Source organism: Fructobacillus pseudoficulneus, from assembly GCF_900108455.1.
GTDB classification, from domain to species: Bacteria; Bacillota; Bacilli; order Lactobacillales; family Lactobacillaceae; genus Fructobacillus; species Fructobacillus pseudoficulneus.
The window spans coordinates 1-20,255 of sequence record NZ_FNWS01000008.1 but is presented as its reverse complement, the minus strand read 5'-3'; the positions used below and the strand labels follow the sequence as shown (position 1 = coordinate 20,255).

The window sequence follows — 20,255 nt, the reverse complement described above, 5'->3', positions numbered from 1 at the left end:
AAAAAGAAAGATTTGACCATCCGTTTGTTAAGTTAACTTATAAGTATACATAATTAATAAAGATTTACAAGAAAAGAAAAAGGCAGTTACCATTCGCGTTGAATGGTAACTGCCTCTTCTTGAAACTTTAGCGCGCTGCTGTAATCAACGCACCACAAAAGGTAGTATTACAAAAATAGTCATCGGTTTACTTTACATCACCTTCTTTCCTTTCGTTTGAAGATCTTAAAGTGCGGCGTCGTTGCTACTAAGCCGGCTGAAAGTGTAGCAGCCGTTGCAGACAAAATAATCGTCGTCTTCAAATTATTGTGAATAATGTCGGTTTGGCCAGCGGCCAGTTGTCCTGGCAAACGCAGCACACCAGGCGTTGAACCGGACTGATTCTTTGTCGCTTGATTAGCCTGGGCTAAAATATCCCGTAACGTTTGCTCATAATTGGCATAAGCACGATCAACATCTGCTTGAGTCTTGGCGTTGGCCAAAGCCAAAATCAATTGACTAAGGGCTTGATCAACTGCTAGCTGATAGTGTGCATCGGTAACCAATGGTAGTCCGCTCTTAATCTGCTTAGCCAGTTGAATGCCATCATCAATAATGTTCTGATTAATCGTAGCTTGACTACTGGTCTTCTGAGCATCCCCACCATCATGGCGAGCAGCCTCCTGTTGGTTGGCCTGGGCCGCATTTGCAGCAGAATTTTGTGCATTCGCCTGAACCACTGCCTGACTCTTAGCGGTAATTTGATTCTGCAAAGCGGCACGCTGACCGTTTTGACCATCAAGTGGTGTACCAGGAACATAAACCTGGCTATTGGCACTGTTGGTACTATCAGCAAGCTTCTTAGCGGAATCAGCGTCGGCTGCTTGGTTAATACCGTTGATAGCCGTGCCTTCATTGGTATCAATCTGCTGCTTCTGCTGAATCTTTTGGGCTTGAGACAAGGTGTTGTCAGCATCAATTTTGGCTTTTAGACTCTTGTCCGCTTGCTGGATGTTGGCAATCAGATTCTTCTTTTGTACTGATAAGTCCTCACCAGCTTGGTGAACTGCAGTAATCGTTTGCACACCGGTGGTTGCCACTTGGCTAGCATCCGTTACACTGGTTGTGGCCGTCAAAGCCTGCAAAGCACTTTGATAAGCCTTGGCAAGACTTTGTAGCTGAGCCTGTTTAGCATCCCCCGTCAAAGTTGGATCATTTTGAATAGCATTCGTTGCTTGTGTATTGGCAACATTGAGCTTTTCTTGACCAACTGAATGAGACAAGTCTAAGTCGATACCGGCCAGTTTAGCCGCTAAGTCACTTTGGGCCTTGGTAATATCATCGGCCTTTTGTGCTTGGCTAATGGCCGTGGTGGCAGCTTGCTGGGCAGCCTGGACTGCTTGGTCCAAGCGACTTTTGTCACTTGGCTGCATGTTAGCCGCATTATCATCAATATTCTTTTGTTCAGCAGCAATTGCTGCAGCCGCTGTTGTTTGTCCAGTTTGTTGCTGAGTAGCCACTGGCTGACCAGCTACATGAAGTTGATCAAGAGCTTGCAAGCCATTTGCTTGCGCCGTATCACCGGCTTGTACACTCGTTACCGCTTCAATCTGCGTTAACAGATTGCTCTGGGCAGCTTGAACCGAAGCAACTTGTTGTCGCTGTTGCTCCCCCGTCAAAGTTGGATCAGCATTAATGGCGTTTGTCACCCGTTGTGCTTCGTCATTAATTGCTTGCTGCCAAGCCGCTTGATGGTCGGCAACCGGTGTTCCTGGTTGATAGCTATTGGCAATGTTTTGATTACCCGTTGCCAAAGCTGAACTTAATTTCGCGCTAGCCTGACTATCACCAATCGCAATCGCATTCACGGCATTTGTCGCAGTCGTCAATTGCTGTTGAACAGCAGCCAATTGATTGGCTTCCATTGCAGCAGACAACGTGTTATCCGTTTGGATCTTCGTCGTTGTGGTTGATGCAGTCTGTTGTAACTGGTGAATATCATCATACTTGGTCTGCTGATTAGCAATCTGTTGCACTGCCTGATTCAAATCAGTCAATGCCTGGTTGACGCTATCAGCATCTTGGGCATTCTTAATGCTTGCCGTGAAGTTATCACGTGCCTGAACGACCATATCCGTCAAATGACTGCCTTCAGTGTTTTGCAAAGTCGCATCCTGAACAATGGCAGCAGTCAAATCTTTCAAATAGCCAACCCCAGTATTTGTCACCGCCGTCTTTTGCGTTGGCAAACTACCAGGCTGGTGGACAGCATCAATGGCATTGACTGCATTCTGTGTTGCGGTCACACCGTCTTGAACGGTTGTTGCTTGATTAATCTGCTGTACACCAGCGGCAACAGCGTTTTCAACCGCCTTTTCTTGGCTTTGCCGGTCAGCAGTTGACAGGCTCGCATCAGTATTAATGTCTGTCTTAACCTTATCAGCTTCTTTATTCAACGAGGCAATCATGTCGGTCGCGCGTTGCTGAATGCTTTGACCATCAGTTGGGATAGCCTGAATAGCTTTCACACCATTATTGGCTGTAAGCCAACCAATTGATGTAATTCAATATCAACGGTGGTATACAAGTTTTGGACGTTATTGGACAAAGTTTCAAAATCGTCCGCATCCTCAGCATCATTGGCATTCAAATACGAAAGATCATGGACAAAGGTTGCATCCCTTGTCACTTGATTGACTTGATCAGCTGTTAAGGTCGTTGCTTTGCCAATGTTTTGCTTGGCTGTGCCCGCTAATGATTCAACCAATGCTAAGAAGTTGGCCTTCATCTGGCTGACACTAATTGGTCCGGCCTGGTGAAGAGCGCTAATAGTATTAACACCGTTCACCTCTGCTTGCACACCATCCGCAGCATTTTGTGCTGCATCAATTGCTTTATTAGCAGTGGTTTGAGCATCAATAACTTGCTTTAACTGGGCTTGCTTAGCAGCTGAGTCCAAGGTGTTATCATTATGAATCGCACGATTAGCTGCAGCCACAGCAGTAGCGACTAATTGCTTCAAATTAGCCCGACGATCCGCAATCGCTTGTCCGGCTATGTGAAGTTGTGGCACTGTACTCGTAAAGTTGCTTTCAATGGCTTGAGCAGCAGCCGTAGTACTTGCATTTTCAATTTGTTGATTAGCAGTTTGCTGCTGGGCTTGAACGGCTTGCTTTTGAGTAGCCTTTTGACCAGCATCCAACGTTGGGTCTTGGTCAATCGCAGTTTCAACGGTTTGAGCTGCTTGGTTGACAGCGTTCGTTGACTGATTCTTCTGCAAGGTCAATTGCGCATTGGCCAAAGTGGTATTGAGCTGGTTGACCGCGGCATTAATATCATCAGCGTTCTTGGCCGCCTTAATGGCCGCATTGAAGTCGTTGGTTGCCTGAGAAACCACACCCGTCAACTGGGTGTTTTGGTCAGCAGAAATTTTCTGATTACTATTGGCATCACTGATAGCTTTCGAAACGGCAGTTTCAGCAGCCGTCGCATTGGTATTGGCAGCTGACTGCTGCTGATCAAAGGTCTGTGCGGCGGACTGATGGATTCCTTCCAAAGCCGTCACGCCATTGCTCAAAATAGTGGCCACTTGGTCGGTTGTCTGAGCACTAGTAATACTAGTTAACAGGCTGTCACGTTGACAGTTAACCTGGCTAGTTTGAGCATCTTTTCCAGTCGTGCCCGACTTTGTTAGTGAAGCATCATTATTAATCGCTGCAACCTGATCAGCTGCTGTTGCAATGATGGTGTAACGTGCCTGGGCCTGCTTAACCTGCACGGTCAGGTTAGCAAAATTGGTCACTGCTGAACTATGCATGGCAACTAAATCGTCAGCGTTTTGAGCACTGTTGATTTGTCCCTGAATCGTTTGTTCAGCGGCATTAATTGCACCATTCACCGATTGACTATCGGCATCAGATAATTGGCTCGCTGACAAAGTAGTCGCGAGACTCTTTACCTGCTGGTTGTACCAATTTTGTTCATTTTGCCGTAATACATCGATATTAGTACCGACCTGGTGAGCCTGCTTCAAATCAGCATCGACAGTGGTGGCAATTCCCGCCAAATCAATCGCGCGATTGACGTTATTGATTTGACTTGTTCCTTGTGTTTTTTCCTGGTCCAAGTTAGCCAATTGCGTTGCCTTTTGGCTACTCGTTAAGCCAGTATCGTTCTTGATCTGTCCTTGAACAGTACCATACAAGGCATTGAAATCCTTAATTGCCTGAGCCTTTTGGTCGTCAAGACTTGTCGGATTTGTTTGATAAACACCATTGAGGTCCTGCAATGCTTTTGATAGCCGGTTTGCTAATCCTTGTGCATTCACAGCAGCCTTGATGTCCGTAATCGCTTGATTACTAATCGACGTGTTTGATGCTGTCTGATCGTCAATCATCGATTGAACCAACGAATTATCGCCGTTAATCAAGTTTTGAACGGCAACAGACTTTTGACTAACCTGCTTTACAGCGGCAGCAATCTGATCTGCCAGAGGCTGATCTTGACTGCCACCATTGCCATCATCAGAAGTTCGATCATTATTCAAGGCTGTTGTGGCCGCCTGCAATAGGTCTAAAACAGTTTGACCATTGGCCGTTGAATTTGGCTGATTAGCAGCATCCAATTGATTCGTGTACTTACTTAATGTCGCCGTCAGTAATCCTTCTCGCGTGGTCTTACTACTATCAAGCAAGTTCACATCGTTCATGACGGCAGTATTCAGCTTATCCGCCAAACTCGTTAACTGATCTTTAGCAGCCTGAATTTGCTGTGACAAAGGTGTACCAACAACATGGCTACTATCAATTTGCTTCATTCCCTTATCTTGGACATCAGCTAACTGCTGTGCATTATTAACGCCCGTTAAGGAATCATTAGCGGCTTGAAGAGCATTCGAAAGTGCCGCAAATTGGCTAGCTCGACTACTGTTGTTAAGGGTGTTATCGTTTTGAATTACTTGATGAATCCCGCTGTATTCTGTTTGGAAGGCATTCCGTGCATCACTAATCAAATCACTCAATTGCCGTGGCAATGGGTGTTGGCTCTGTATCGTGATGGTCTGCCGACTCTTTTCATCCAAAATCTGTTGGGCATCATTCAAGCCGTTAATTGCCTGTTCGGCCGTGTTCAAAGCAGAAGCAACGTTAGCGCGTTCTGCCGTCTTTTGAGCATTAGTCAAATTGACATCGGCAGTGATGGCCTGATTAATTTGATCAGCAGTCTTTTCCAAGTCTGCATTGGCAGCCTTTTGCTGATCAGCGATTGGTTGACCAGCTGAATGAACACCCGCTGCCGCTTGTACCAAAGTATTTTGAACATTCAAAATCTTTTGAGCGGTATCCGCTTGGTTTAACGAGTCCGTCATTGTTGACACAGCCTGGTCCACAGCAGCTTCCTGTGCCGTTCGATCGGCTTTGTTCAAAGTTGGATCCGTATCAATGGCTGTCTTAGCCTGTGTGACCGCTTGATTAATCGCATTTGTAGCATCCGTGCGCCGATCTGCTAATGACTTCTGTTGCTGGTACTTACCAGCAATTGTCGTCAAACCATTGGTCAAAGTATTCACAATTGCCTGAGCATTTTGATCATTGTTTAATTCATTTTGTAATTCTTTGACAGCCGTATCAACCGCGTTACTCTGACTGATAACATCAGCATCCGTCAACGTTGGATCCCCAGCAATTTGTGCCTTGACCTGGACTACCTTGCTAGCTAATTGCTTATTAGCAGCTACTAGTCGGTCTGCCAAAGAAACCCCGGCCGAATGACTGGCATCCATTGCGCTATTAGCCTTAGCAATTAAATCACTTAAGGTCTGTGCATCCGGAGCAGCATCAATGTCACCTTCATAAGTGCTTAATGCACTGGCCAAATTAGCCTTTTGGGTTGCCTTATCCGCATCCGTCAGCGTGACATCCGTATCAATGGCCGACCAAACGCCCTGATGGTTACTATCGCTACCAGCGTAGTTCTCCAAGGCTGTCTTTTGACTAGCCTTTTGTTCTGCCAATGCTGTGCCACTAACATGATCATTAGCAATGGTTTTATTCCACTGTGTTTGATCAGCTTGAATCTGGTCAGCCGCAGTCGCATCCCCACTGCTAATGCCGTTAATGGCTGCGATTACCGTTTGCAAGTCCGTATCAATTTGACTACGTTGGCTAGCTCGAGTAGCTTCTAGCAAACTGACATCATTGGTAATCGCCTTTTTAGTGTCCTTGGCAGTTTGTGTCAAAATGGCGATTGCATTGGCTTGTTGAGTAGCAACTGCCGTTCCCGAACTATGAGCCCCGTCAATGTTCTTAATCCCGGCAGCTAATTGTTCCACAATCGTTTCGGCATCACCAGCCTGTTGAACAGCTGTTACCGCTGCATCGTGGGCCTGCTGTGCTGCTTGCTTTTGATTGGACTTATCGGTCGCTAGTAACGTTCCATCTTGATTAATAGCGGAATTGATGGTCGTCAATTCATCATCAAGGCTGGAAACAGCTTGCGAACGACGAGTAGCAAAGTTGACCGCAGAAGGCTGTTTAACCGCTGCAAGTGCGCTTGAAGTAGCTGTTTTTGCCTCAGCGATTTGTTGGGCATTGGTGATTTGACTAGCAGCAAATGAGCTTTGGGCGTTTTGAATCACCACATTCAAATTATTCATTTGCGTTTGCTTTTCAGCCGCTGTCAAATTGGGATCCAATGTGATGGCAGCTTGAACATCTTGAGCGTATGAAAGAAAGGCTCGGTATGTCAATTGCCGTTGTTGGTCAACCGGTGCACCAATCACGTGCGCTTGTGTCATGGCCGTTTTGGCATTAGCAACAGCATCTTTAATTGCTTGTGCGTTGGTAGCACTACCAATTGTCGTCTTAGCGCTATCCAAAGCATTGCTTAGCGCTTGTTCTTGTTGACTCTTTTGGTCATTCGTTAGCGTGACATCTGAATCAATATCATGCCAGATACCGCTTGACGAAGTGTTGCTACCCGCATAAGTAGCTAATTGTGCTTGTGCGTTACCCTGCTGTTGGCTCAATGCTAGGCCCAGCTGGTATTGCTGATCAATATTTGCAATACCTGCATCGCGCGCATGACCAATTTCATCAGAATTGGTTACCGTTTCAGCTTGAATAGCTGCCCGAGCGGCACTAAGGGCCGTATCAACATTAGCTAATTGGCTAGTAACAGTGGCTGTATCCAAAGTATTATCGGCTTGAATAGCCGCTTTGACACTATTAGCTTCAGCTTGAACTTTGTCCAAGGCTGCTTGACGTTGTGCGGAAATTCCCGTTCCAGGCAAATGTGCGGCATCAATACTGTTAATGCCTGTCGTTTGAGCAGCAGCAATGGTATCAGCGGTTGTGGCTGCGTTGATATTCTTTGTTGCCTGCTGAACAGCCTGGTCGACATTACCCTTTTGGCTATCCTTTGTTGAGCTGTCTGAAGTGTCATCCTGATCAATGGCTGTCTTTACCGTGTTTGCTTCTTGGGTAATAGCTGCAATGGCATTCGTTTGTTGATCGCTAATTTGCTGCCCTTGCTTGTGTTGGGCATTAATATCAGCAATCGCCTGTTGCTTATCGGCATCAATTTTAGCAGCCAGCGTCTCTGCATTAATAGCTGCAATCGCCTTGCTAACGATATTATTAACGGCGGCCTTTTGAGCATCCTTTGTTTGTTGATTTAGCGTTGGATCACCCTGAATGCCCTGTTTTGCCTGGTCACCTGCACCATTAACAGCCGTTCCGGCTGCACCCTTTTGAGTATCAACTGATTGTCCCGGTACATGCAAAGAAGCCAAACGTTCTTCTACATTGACAATCGCATTGGCAATTGTTTGAGCATCGGTTGCAGCTGAAATCTTAGCGATAATTGCTTTGGCTGCAGCTGAAACATTGCTTACCTGCTGATTAACATTATCAGTCGTTAACGTTGGATCCTGACCGATTAAGTTATCCGCATCATTAGTAGCTTGATTGACAGCATCAATGGCTGCCTTTTGCTGATCACCAATTGAATCACCAGGTACAAATTGTGCCTGAATATTGGCCTTACCAGTCGTCACCGCATCCGCAATTGCTTGCGCGTTTGGTGTCTGATTATCAGCTAATGATGCTACAGCGGCGTTATAAGCTCGATCGATATTAGCGGCCTGTTGTTGGTTTTCCGCCGTCAACAAAGTCTTATCTGCTAATAAGGCATTCTTCGTCTGAGTGTACTGCGTCTTCAAAGCAGTCTGAGCATCAATCCGTTGGGTTGCTAGGTCCTTACCAACCGTGTGTGAGTTGCTAAGCGTTTGCGCCCATGAAAATTCAGTATCACTGATTAATTGAGCCGATCCAGCAGACTGAATAGCGCTTTTACCATTTTGATAATTAGCATCAAGCGTTGCTTTTTGTGTCTGCTTGACAGCATTCGTCAAGGTCACATCATTTTGAATAGCTGAAGCAGCAGCGTTATAAGCGCTCGTTAACTGCCCCTGCGCATTGGTCTTTTGATCATCAAGTGAGTCACCTGTTCGATAATCATTACCAACAGCAGCTTCACCCTGTGCTTCTGCATTCGCAATGGCTTGGGCAGTAGTGGCAGTCATAATATTACTATTTGCTGTCGTAACCGTTTGGTCAACTGCACCACGTTGTGCTTGGCGGATTGCTTCCGTCAAAGTTAGATCGTTCGTAATCGTTTGCTTTGTCGACTTAGCGACGCCGGCCAACTTAGTTTTGGCATTAGCCTGTTGGGTTGACACATCTAAGCCAGGTTGATGAAGCTGGTCCAAATTCTTTTCCAACTGTGCCAAGGCATCAGCCAAACTTTGTGCCGAAGTATCAGCGTTCGTTAAGGTTGTATCACCACTTGAAACAGCAGCATCTACCTTCCCTTTTTGTGTACTTTTATCTGCATCCAAAAGCGTTGGGTCATTATTAATTTGACCCTTCACAATATCGCCATACGATGACAAAGTACTCTGAGCCGTTATTAGCTGGTCTGCTAAGAAGCCACTTCAGCAGCTTGCTGAGCAGTTGTTAAGGTTGGTTCACTGGTAATTGCCGTATTGGTTTGGTCATTAACTGCCTTCAGCTTGGCTAATGCGCCATCCTTTTGTGATTCAAGTGAGACGCCTGTCTGGTGAACACCATTAATCTGAGTCACAGCCGAATTATAAATCGTCAAGACACTTTGCGCATTCTGAGCAGCCTGAATTTCGCTAACTGCGTTTTGGTAATAAGTGTCCACTTGCTCCGTCTGTGTGTTTTGTTCCTGAGTCAAAAGCGTTGGATCACTGGTAATGGTACTCTTGGCTGTACCATCTTGTGTCTTTAACTGATTAATCCGATCTTCCTGTTGCTTTGATAATGATTCGCCGGACTTGTGGCTGTTGCTGATTGCGGTCAGGCCGCTTGCCAAATCATTAGCAACAGCTTGGGCCGTCGTATCGACACCAACCTGATTATTGGCCGCTGTATAAGCTTGGTTAACAGTCGCTGTCTGCGTGTTTTGTTCACTCGTCGTTAAAGTTGGGTCAGTTTGAACAGCACTGGCCACTGAACTATTTTGATTTTGCAACTGTGACTGGGCATCGGCAATCCGAGCAGCCAGCGTCATTTGTCCAGCTGTGTGCTGGGCATCAATTCGACTTAAGTCGGTAGTCAACGCATCAACAATGTTCTGCGCATCCGGTGCACTCGTAGCAGCCAAGGCATCTTGCGCTGCCTTATAGGCCGTTGCCAAGTTTGCTAACTGACTATTTTGTTCACTGGTCAGCAAATTAGGATCGGCTGTAATCGCATTTGCAATCTTTTGATTTTCAGCCTGCAAAGCTGCAAGCGCATTATTGCGCCGACCAGTTACATCTTGGCCAGTTTGATGGGCACCATTAATCGTTGTCAAAGCCGGTGTCGTCACATCAACCAACGTTTGGGCGGTTGTGGCCACCTGCAATTTGCTTTGCGCTTGGCTAGCCGCATCATCAATAATCTGCTTTTGAGCCGCTTTTTCAGTGGTCAACAAAGAAGCGTCGCCATCAACTGCTTGGTCAGCAGTTGACTGGGCGTCCGTAATGGCTTGCTCTGCACTTGTTTGTTGTTGCGCAAATGGTGTGCCACTGGTGTGGTTTGGCGCCAATGAATTAACACCAGTCGTTTGGGCAGACAAAACACTATCGGCATCTTGTGCCTGATTAATGTTTGACTGAGCCTGCTGATAAGCTTGCAATAATTGAGCGAGTTGATTATTCTTCGCACTTGTTAGCAAGGATGCATCATCATTGATTAACTGCTGCACCCGACCATTTTCTTGGTCAAGCGCTTTTTGGGCGGCTTGCTTTCGGTCTGCGACACTTGTCAAAGATTGATGTGTGCCATCGATACTGGTAATCCCTGCTTGTTCAGCATCCAGAATTCCTTGAGCGTCCGTTGCGCGATTCAAGGCCGAAACAGCATTGCCATAAGCCGTTGCCAACGTACCCTTTTGGCTTGCCCGATCCGAACTAAGTAACGTTGGGTCGGTATTGATTGCTGCCAAAATCCGAGCGTTTTCACTATCAAGTTGTCCCTTGGCAGTCCCACGCTGGTCGTCCAGATTAGCACCGGTCTTATAGGTAGCTGTAATGGCGGTATTCCCGCTTGTCAGCTGGTCAATCACTGCTTGAGCTGTTGTGGCAGAATTTACTGCACTAACAGCGCGATTATAAGCCGACTGCGCCGCTGATCCTTGCTGATTCTTGTCAGCTGTGGTCAGTGTGACATCCCCACTAATAGCCGCCACAATTTGCTTATATGTTTGCTGCAAATTAGCATCGGCATCAGTTTGACGATCAGCCACGGCTTTACCGGTATGGAAATCACCGGACATCGTTGTTTGACCACTAGTACCAGCAGCTGTTGCCGCTGCACTAGAAATCGCTGTATTGACATTGCCCTGAGCGGCCTGATAATCAACCGCTAACTGAGCTAACTGCTGCTGCTTTTCAACGTTTGAAAGTGTTGTTTCACCATTAATATTGGCGGTTACGTTCGTATTAGCTTGCTGCAAAGTAGTCAACGCCGCCTGTTGAGCGGATTGAATGATTGAACCCGCTTCATATTGAGCCGCAACGGTTTGTTCTGCTTGGACTTCCCGATCCCAAATCGTTTGAGCGGTTGTCTTACTATTAATATCCGTTGTTGCTGCTGCCACGACTTGATTAATCAAGCCGTTTTGATACTGCTTCTGAGCATTGTTCAGATTCGTGTCAGCGCCAATCTTGTTTTGCTGAACATCTGCAGCCTTTGCAGCCAACTTTTTAATAGCATTTTGCTGCTGCGTGCTGATTGGGTCACCCGGAACATAAATGGCATCCAAGTTTTTCAAATCATCAGCGAGGTTTTGGTTAACCGCATCAGCATTTGCTGAATTAGTAATGCTGGTATTCGCCGTATTCAAATAAGTGCTGATGTTATTAAGTTGGCTCGACCGGTTGGTCTCAAGCAACGTTTGATCTTTGCTAATCAAAGCAGAAATTTTTTGTGCTTCTACCTGCAAAGCAGTCTTCGCTTGGTTAATCCGGTCAGAAAGCGCCGTGCCCGGTACGTGAAGCGCTACCAATTGGTCATGAACACTTACGCCACTTTGAGTTCCTGCCAGCAGATTCAGCAACTGCTGAGCATCTTCAGTCTTCGTAATCTGACCAGCAACCTGTGCTGCTAACCCTTTCACTTGACCAACTTGGGCATTCTGGGTAGTACTTTCCAAAGAGGTATCGCTTTGAATTTGTCCAGTAATCGTCTTAGCCCAATCAGCAACTTGCGCCTGAGCGTTTTGCTGTTGTTGACTGAGAGACGTTGCCGCTGGTACATAGGCTTTGGTAATCGCTTGTTGGTTGCTCTGGTTATTTTGAGCTGCATTAATCTGGTCAGCAGTTGTTGCCTGATTAATCGCCGTATACATCACATTCGCAGCCTCAGTCAGGTTTTGATTTTGTTGCGCCTTTTGCGCATCATTCAAACCAGTATCATTTGAAATTTTTTGCTTTGCCGTTACTACTAAGCCATCAACAATAGCCTTCGCATCAGCTTGACGGTTTGCCACAGACTCGCCCTGCGTATGATGTGTCGCAAAGCTTGTCGAATTATTGACCTGCGTAGCAATTTGGTCAGCATTGACCGCCTGATTCACCGCATTAATAGCCGAATTTTTGTCAGCATTAACTAAGCCAACCTGATTTGCTTGTTGTGAGCTATCCAGTGTTGGGTCATTTTGTATGGCATTAATAACATTTTGTGCGCTTTGATTAATACTTTTAAGTGCATTTGCTTGCTGAGTTGCAATTGGGTCACCGGACTGGTGGTCAGCAGCAATTTTTTGACTATAAGTATCGTAAGCATCATCAATGCTATCGATATCAGTTGCAGCCGAAATGGCTTTCAAACCGGCTGCTGCATCAGTATCGACATTGTCCGATTGGCCACCACGATTAGCGTCCAAAATCGTCTTATCCGTGCTGATACTGGTCTTAGTTTGCTGTGCTAAAGCACTTAATTTCTTCAGCAAATTAGCCTGCTGTTGATCAACAGGCAGATTGGACATATGCACTGCCTGAATATTGGCAATTGCCGTCTTAGCAATGTCATTCAAACCGTTACCCGTCGTATTATTTAAATCAATAAGCGCCGACTGCCGGATTGCTGCAGTTCGGCTAGTTTGAGTCCCCTTTTCTTTGGTGCTAAGGGTCTGATCATTATTAATAACCGTGTTCGCAGCCGTTTCAGCGTCTTCAATTTGTGCCGTCAAATCAGCAATTCGATCCGCATTTGTTTGATAAACAAAGGTAATTGTATCGTCTGGTCCAAATGTGTATGGCTGTGTTGGATCAACAACAGCACCATTCACTAGGGTCTGATAAATGGCATAGCCCGAAGCACTTGGTTGTGGTAATGACAAAAGCGTTTGGCCTGTAATACCGTCAATCGTCTGACTTTGGTCAGGCGTAATCGTCTGACCATCCTTTGTCTGATAGATTGGCGTGATATTCTGGCTATTACCAGCGATATAAATCGTCACCAAGTTATTATTATCCGAGACGGTCATCTGACCCGGTTGGTCTTTGTTTGACTGATCGTAGTGATAACCATTCGGTACATTTGTTGCCGTGTAGTAACTATTTGTCCAATCAATCGTATGGCCATAATTAGCCGTAGCAAGCCCTTGAGCATCTTCCGTACCCGTTTGACCTAATGGTCCTGGTACGACTTTGTGAGTGTTCTCATCGACATACTGATATTGAACAGTCTCTGGCTTACCATAAACATAAATTTTATAAGTATTTGTAAACTGACTATCTGGAATAATGGCGACCGTGGGCTGACCACTCTTATCACCATTATCATCTGCCGTGGTTGGATCGCCACCGCTTTGAGCATCGTTGGCAGCAGTCGTAGGAATTTCAGAACCAAGTGCCCACATGTAACCATCAGGCATTTGGTTAATTGCGTATTCCGTCCCATTTAGAAGGATTCGCTGACCGACTACATTATCTGCAGTCAGTGGCACTTGAACTTTACGAATCATTTGACCATTTTGGTCGATGTATTCGACGAAAACCTGACCAAGACCATCGTTTTGCGCCAGGAGTTCACGGGTTGTACCCGCACCAGTGTTATGCACTGCATTGCCGGCGCGGTTCAACATGGTGGCTCCGTTTCGGTTCACCACCAAAGTACCACCCCGAACAAGGTTCTGCGTCGGCGTAGTAGTACTTGACTGATAACTTTCAAAGGCCTGCACATCGGCGTTATTAATCGTCAAAGAAGCGTTCGCACCAAAGTTGTAGATGGCACTATTCCAAGAACCATCCCCAGCAAACTTTGAACCGTAGGTAGCATCACGAGCACCCACATTAAAGTACTTTGGCGCATCAATCACTATCTGCGTTCCGGCACCCAAATTAATGGCTGTTGGACTATTAATTTAGTTAATCGAAAAAGTTAATCCAGGAGCAAAATAAATATAAGCATTCGTGTTGTCCTTAGTACTAATGACTGCGTTACCATCAATACCATAGCCCATGCCATATGTTGCTTGGCCGTGCGTATCAACATTATTTAAAGCTTTGAAAGTGAAATTTTGGACAAAAATATATTGGCGATTCGAATCGGGATGAGTGATTGAGTTGTAGTTTTTCTGATTAATGAAGTCATCATAAAAATCCTGTGTCCAAGTAACATTATCGCCGACATACATGCCGTAATAAGTGCCTTGAACAAGGGCGTTGTGGCTGACATAGTTGATGCTTGTTCCACTGATGGATACACCATCTCCAACCCGAAACAGATGATCATTACCTGTCGCATTAGCACGTTGTGAGTAGGTAGTTGCATTGGTTGAAAAATCAAACATTGGTGCCACGAAATCGGTAGTATCATTCAAATTAGGTGTACCAACGACATGAAAGTTAATATTAGCACCATTAACAATATCCACCTTGCTAATTCGCATCATCGAATAGCGAGCTGAAACGTTAATATTCCCGGAAAGAACTACGTAAGACCCCTCAGCATCCAACAAACGAGCAGGTTGTAAACGATAACTAGATGTTGATTGCCCTTGCAAACTAACATTATCAATATTATAAATCCAACCACCATATGAATTTTCGGCTGCATAAGCATCAATCGCTGCATCCGGTTGACCATTATTACCGCCCTCTTGACCCTGACTACCACTAGTTGGACTAGAGTTGTCGGTTGTCCATTGTTGCAAGTTTAAATTGGTGACTGTTAAGACAGAGCCACCCTGCCCATTTGAGGCAAAGTTGGGTGATTTTCCTGTCCGCAAAGCATTCCGTCCCAAAGCCAACGTATAGCCATTTCCATTCAGAATCAAGCTATTATTACGTTCTTTTAAGGCGCTATAGCTGCTTAGAGCGGTTACACCTGCTGAAATATTTTGCTGAATATCAATGAACGTAATGTTGTTGTTGCTATAAGCATTACTAAAAGAATTCCAATCACTAACAGCGGCGTAAGTACCGTTTTGTTCAGCCTGTTGACGATAAGCATCCATATTTGTCAGCTGGTCGGATTTAGCGATGGTGATGCTCGTCTTTGATGGATTCGTCGTACCATTGCTAGTTACTTGACTGTTAAAAGCCGTTCGATCAGCTGTTTCAGACTTCGCTTCGACTTGGTTTGGCTGTGCCGTCTGCGTTGCTGTTGCGCTAACATCCTCTTGCTGATCGCCTAAATTGGCCGCACTCTGCCCTTGTGACAAGCTTGACTGGGTCTGCCCATCTGCACTGATTCGATTCAAAAGACCAGTACTTTGATTACTTGTAGCTGCTGTACTTTGACTAACGCTCAGGCTAGCACTAATACTCTGGCTTTGACTAAGGCTGGTGCTGGCGCTTTGGCTTTGACTAACACTAGTGCTTGTACTTTGGCTAGCACTTTCACTCTCGCTGACGCTGGTGCTAGTACTTTGGCTAGCATTTTCACTTGCGCTCAGCTGTGATGCAGATGAATTACCCTGGCTAGTCGTTACCGAAGTACTACTCTGATTGGTATCGGCAGCAACTTTCGTTGTATTAAAGTCAGACATTGAGGCAGCAGAAAAAGCACCTGCGCCGATGGCGAAGGACGAAATTGCGGCGAAAAGCCAGACCTTTCCTGCCTTATACATCTTATAATGTTGTTTGATTGTCACGTTAACATTCGACTGACGCATGTACAACACCTTACCTACATATTTGAAATAGTTTAGTCACAATTATATTGTACCGTTTTTAACTAGAAAAGCAACTGTAAACCGCCTATTTAAAGGCATTTAAACGCAAAATTTGTTCAAAATATTCATCAAATTCATCACAAATACGTTTCATATCGGCTCTAAAATGGGTCTTTTGTTCCAATTTAATGTTTTTATTTAGACAATAAAAAAAGAACGACAAATTGTCGTTCTTTTTAAATTATTTAATTGAATGTGTCGCTATTAGTCAATCAATCCCAAACGCTTAAAAATCGTATCCACTTGCTTCAAGTGATAATGATAGTCAAAAGCATCATCGATGTCAGCCTGAGATAAATGTTCACGAATCGTTTCATTATCCTCGACTAATTGCTTAAATGACAAGCCTTCATCCCATGACTTAGCTGTCAATGGTTGAACCAAATCATAAGCTGTTTCACGGGCCAAACCAGTTTCAATCAGCTTCAACAAGACACGTTGACTATAAATAAGGCCATGCGTCAAGTCCATGTTTGACTTCATTCGTTCAGGGAAGACCGTCAACGTATCAATAATCTTCATGAAACGGTTCAACATGTAATCCAACAATGACGTACTATCAGGCAAAATCATCCGTTCGGCAGATGAATGAGAAATATCACGTTCATGCCACAATGGAATGTTTTCATAGGCCGTCACCATTTGTCCGCGAACCACACGGGCCAAACCACAAATGTTTTCAGAACCGATTGGGTTTCGCTTGTGTGGCATTGCTGAAGATCCCTTTTGACCCTTCGCAAACTTTTCTTCAACTTCATGAATTTCTGAACGTTGCAAAGAACGAATTTCAACCGCAAAGCCTTCCATACTTGAAGCAATCAAAGCCAAAGTACTCATATAATCGGCGTGCAAATCACGAGGCAAAACCTGTGATGAAATTTCTTGTGCACGTAGGCCAAGACGTTGGCAAACATATTCTTCAATTTCAGGTGGAATATTAGCAAAAGTACCGACAGCACCAGAAATTTTTCCGGCTTCGACACCACGAGCTGCCTTCTTAAAGCGTTCCAAATTCCGTTCCATTTCAGAATAGAAACGTGCAATCTTAAGACCAAAAGTAGTTGGTTCAGCCTGAACTCCATGAGTCCGACCAATCATAACCGTGTCCTTGTATTCAATCGCTTTCTTCTTTAATACAGCGATAAAGTTTTCAAGATCTTCTTCCAAAATAGCGTTGGCTTGCTTCAAGCGAACACCATAGGCTGTGTCAACCACGTCTGTACTGGTAATTCCAAAGTGCACCCACTTCTTTTCTTCACCAAGTGATTCAGAAACTGTTCTTGTGAATGCCACGATATCGTGATGCGTTACCGCTTCGATTTCCTCAATCCGTGCTACATCAAATGTGGCATTTTTCCGGATTTTTTCAACGTCCTCAGCTGGGATTTCCCCGAGCTTGGACCAAGCTTCATCAATCGCAATTTCAACATCCAACCAAGTCTGGTACTGGTTTTGCAGTGACCAGATGTCGCGCATGGCGGGTCGGCTATAACGGTCTAACATTTTTGAATCTCCTTTTTTATCAAACGTGCAAGAACATTATAACAAGAAAAGGCAGATAAATACGAACTATTTATTAAATAAATTGTTTTTATGCAGAATCCGAACATTATTTCCGAACGAATCTCCCCCTTTCCCTTGATTTTAAGAACAATAACCCGTATACTATCCTTTGGTCAATTGTTGGCCAATAAAGAATAAAAGAGGTAACCCATGTCTTCAATCGTGATTGCCGGCGCCCAGTGGGGTGACGAAGGAAAAGGAAAAATCACCGACTTTCTAAGTCAAAAAGCCGACTTCGTCGTTCGCTATGCCGGTGGCGACAACGCTGGCCATACTTTGGTCATCGACGGAAAGAAGCTCCACGTGCAATTAATTCCTTCTGGAATCTTTTTGCCACAGGTAACCAACGTGATTGGTACCGGTGTTGTGGTCAACCCAGAAACACTATTTAATGAAATTAACTATTTAAAGGAAAACGGTGTTACCGTTCATAACTTGAAGGTCTCATCAAGAGCCCAAGTAATTATGCCTTACCATCCCCTCTTTGATGAACTTCAAGAAGGTCTAAAGGACGAAAAGATTGGAACGACCCATAAGGGAATCGGGCCAGCCTATCAAGACAAGTTGGATCGAATCGGTATTCGAATTGCTGATTTGCTTGATCCAAAGACTTTGGAAAAGCGCTTGAAGCAAGCTTTGAAGGTTAAGAACTTATTCTTAACCAAGGTTTACGACCGTGAGCCACTTGACTTTGAAACCATTTTCAACCAATACAAGGAATACGGCGAACGCCTTCGTCCCTTTGTCGCCGATACTTCTTATTTAATTAACGAAGCTTTGGACAACGACAAGCGTGTCTTGTTCGAAGGGGCCCAGGGAATCATGTTGGATATCGACCACGGAACTTATCCGTTCGTTACCTCATCAAACCCAATTGCCGGTGGTGCAGCTGTTGGAGCCGGACTTGGTCCTAACCGTATCGACCAAGTGGTCGGTGTTGCCAAAGTTTATTGTTCTCGAGTTGGTGAAGGTCCTTTCCCAACAGAGTTGTTTGATGAAGTTGGTGATACAATCCGTGACGTTGCCCATGAATATGGTGTCGTTACGGGTCGTCCCCGTCGAATCGGCTGGTTGGACACTGTGGCCTTGCGTCACGCCAAGCGCGTTTCCGGTTTGACACAGCTATCTTTGAACTGCTTGGACGTCTTGTCAGGCTTCAAGACTTTGAAGGTCGCTACCCACTATGAGCTCGACGGTCAAATTATCGACCACTACCCTGCTTCTGAAGCAGATCTCGAGCGCTGCCAACCCGTTTATGAAGAACTACCCGGCTGGTCAGAAGATATTACCAAAGCTAAAACCTTGGCTGACTTGCCAGAAAACGCTCGAAACTACTTGAAGCGTGTCTGTGAAATCGTCGACCTGCCACTGGCAACCTTTGCTGTTGGTCCAGATCGAGATGCAACTAACGTTTTGACCGACCTTTGGGCAAACAAGTAATTTAGTTTTATGGCGACAGTCAACTGCCGGCCTGACCGGTATTGGTCAGACTGCAAGCTGCTGTTGCTTTTTTGTTGGTTTAATCAGCATCAATTATGCTAGTAACCAGCAATGAATGGAGAATAAGATGAAAACTTTTGATTATGATGCAATTCGTTTACTGCCAAAAAAAAGCGTTTTAAAGAGCCGGCGTGAAGCTGACACTTCTGTGACTCTTGGAAACCATACCTTTAAGATTCCCGTGATGCCTGCTAATATGGCCACCGTTATTGATGAAAACTTGGCCGAATGGCTATCTTCTCGTGGCTACTTCTATGTTATGCACCGTTTCCAACCAGAAACTCGTTTTGACTTTGTCAAGCAAATTCAAGCTAAGGGATTAATTGCTTCAATTAGTCTTGGAATTACGGATGATGAATACCAACTAATCGACCAATTCAAGGCCAATGACGTGAGCCCAGAATACATTACGATTGATGTGGCTCACGGTCATTCCGATTACGTGATCAAGATGATCAAGTACATCAAGGCCAATTTGCCAGAGACATTTTTGATTGTCGGTAACTTAGGAACTCCGGAAGCAGTTGTCGATATCGAAGCTGCCGGTGCCGATGCTACTAAAGTCGGAATCGGACCTGGTAAGGCCTGCATCACTAAGGACAAGACTGGCTTTGGTACCAATGGCTGGCAGCTAGCCGCTATCGCTCAATGCGCCCAAGTTGCCACGAAGCCAATCATTGCCGACGGTGGTATCCGCCACAATGGTGACATCGCCAAGTCAATTCGCTTTGGGGCCACGATGGTGATGATTGGTTCAATGTTTGCCGGTCACGATGAAACACCCGGTGACATCATTGAAGAAAACGGTCAAACTTACAAGGCGTACTATGGCTCAGCCTCAGCCTCTGCCGCTCAAAAAGGTCACGACCACAACGTTGAAGGTCGGAGCTTGATGGTTGAATACAAGGGTAGCATCCAAGGCACTCTGACAGCCATGCAAGAAGACATCCAATCCGCAATTTCTTATGCGGGTGGCCGCGACCTTAACAGTCTGAAAACGGTTGATTATGTCATTTTGACCGAATAACATCTTCATCATTCAACCATTTTACTGACGACAGAATAATGAAAACGAAAAAATGATGGTAGCCCTATGGCTGCCATCATTTTTTTATTCAATCTGAAAAAGTGTTCAGTTTACACACCCACATCAACTTGAATGTCTATCGTTACTTCTTCTAATTTTAAAATTTAAAATTAGAATGCATACAGAAATAAATAACACAAAAAGCTTGATGATTTTTTATACCTTTGAGCTGCTTTTGGAAGCTGATTATGATTCTTAATGTCGTTTAATGATTTCACTGATTCTAATTGAGTATTCACTCCATTCATCGTTGTAAATTCATTTGTTTTTGGAAAAATATTTTCTTTATATTGACTATCTACATCAACTATTCCTGCAGACTTAGCTTGATTGATTCCATTAGCATCCGTTGATGCGTTTACACTAGCTGTTGCTT

The 20,255-nt window shown here is 45.0% G+C and carries 8 protein-coding genes; 2 read left to right on the top strand and 6 right to left on the bottom strand.

All coding sequences use genetic code 11. The features are described 5' to 3' along the window. Positions 1 to 197: 197 nt before the first annotated feature. The 5 genes from BLW39_RS06340 to purB form a co-directional block, all read right to left on the bottom strand. Positions 198 to 2,507, bottom strand: a complete 2,310-nt coding sequence (locus BLW39_RS06340) for a DUF1542 domain-containing protein (protein WP_059379132.1) — start codon at positions 2,505 to 2,507, stop codon at positions 198 to 200. Further along, positions 2,504 to 8,908, bottom strand: coding sequence for a beta strand repeat-containing protein (locus BLW39_RS06335; RefSeq protein ID WP_059379130.1), 6,405 nt, complete (start codon positions 8,906 to 8,908; stop codon positions 2,504 to 2,506). The genes BLW39_RS06340 and BLW39_RS06335 overlap by 4 nt, the downstream gene beginning before the upstream one ends. Before the next feature lie 50 nt (positions 8,909 to 8,958). After that, the gene (locus tag BLW39_RS06330) at positions 8,959 to 13,869 is read right to left on the bottom strand and encodes a beta strand repeat-containing protein (protein WP_059379129.1); all 4,911 of its coding nucleotides are present in this window, start codon (positions 13,867 to 13,869) and stop codon (positions 8,959 to 8,961) included. 45 nt (positions 13,870 to 13,914) lie between these two features. Next, positions 13,915 to 15,669 carry a KxYKxGKxW signal peptide domain-containing protein gene (locus BLW39_RS06325; RefSeq protein ID WP_059379128.1) on the bottom strand — a complete coding sequence of 585 codons (1,755 nt, stop codon included), beginning with the start codon at positions 15,667 to 15,669 and terminating at the stop codon, positions 13,915 to 13,917. A 264-nt stretch (positions 15,670 to 15,933) separates the two neighbouring features. Further along, positions 15,934 to 17,232 (bottom strand): adenylosuccinate lyase, encoded by a 1,299-nt coding sequence (purB, locus tag BLW39_RS06320; protein ID WP_059379126.1) that lies wholly within the window; start codon positions 17,230 to 17,232, stop codon positions 15,934 to 15,936. Between the two features lie 210 nt (positions 17,233 to 17,442). On the opposite strand from purB, the gene BLW39_RS06315 reads away from it, so the two are divergent. After that, the gene (locus BLW39_RS06315; protein ID WP_059379122.1) at positions 17,443 to 18,732 is read left to right on the top strand and encodes an adenylosuccinate synthase; all 1,290 of its coding nucleotides are present in this window, start codon (positions 17,443 to 17,445) and stop codon (positions 18,730 to 18,732) included. 127 nt (positions 18,733 to 18,859) lie between these two features. After that, positions 18,860 to 19,819, top strand: coding sequence for a GMP reductase (locus tag BLW39_RS06310; RefSeq protein WP_114666326.1), 960 nt, complete (start codon positions 18,860 to 18,862; stop codon positions 19,817 to 19,819). Between the two features lie 170 nt (positions 19,820 to 19,989). Here the strand turns inward: BLW39_RS06310 and BLW39_RS07030 are convergent. Beyond that, on the bottom strand, positions 19,990 to 20,255 hold a 266-nt coding region (locus BLW39_RS07030), incomplete at its 5' end, for a hypothetical protein (protein WP_159428265.1).

Coding starts and splice junctions, on each gene's coding strand:
- BLW39_RS06325 (WP_059379128.1), bottom strand. CDS start 15,669: ATGCGTCAGTCGAATGTTAACGTGACAATCAAACAACATTATAAGATG.
- BLW39_RS06315 (WP_059379122.1), top strand. CDS start 17,443: ATGTCTTCAATCGTGATTGCCGGCGCCCAGTGGGGTGACGAAGGAAAA.
- BLW39_RS06310 (WP_114666326.1), top strand. CDS start 18,860: ATGAAAACTTTTGATTATGATGCAATTCGTTTACTGCCAAAAAAAAGC.
- purB (WP_059379126.1), bottom strand. CDS start 17,232: ATGTTAGACCGTTATAGCCGACCCGCCATGCGCGACATCTGGTCACTG.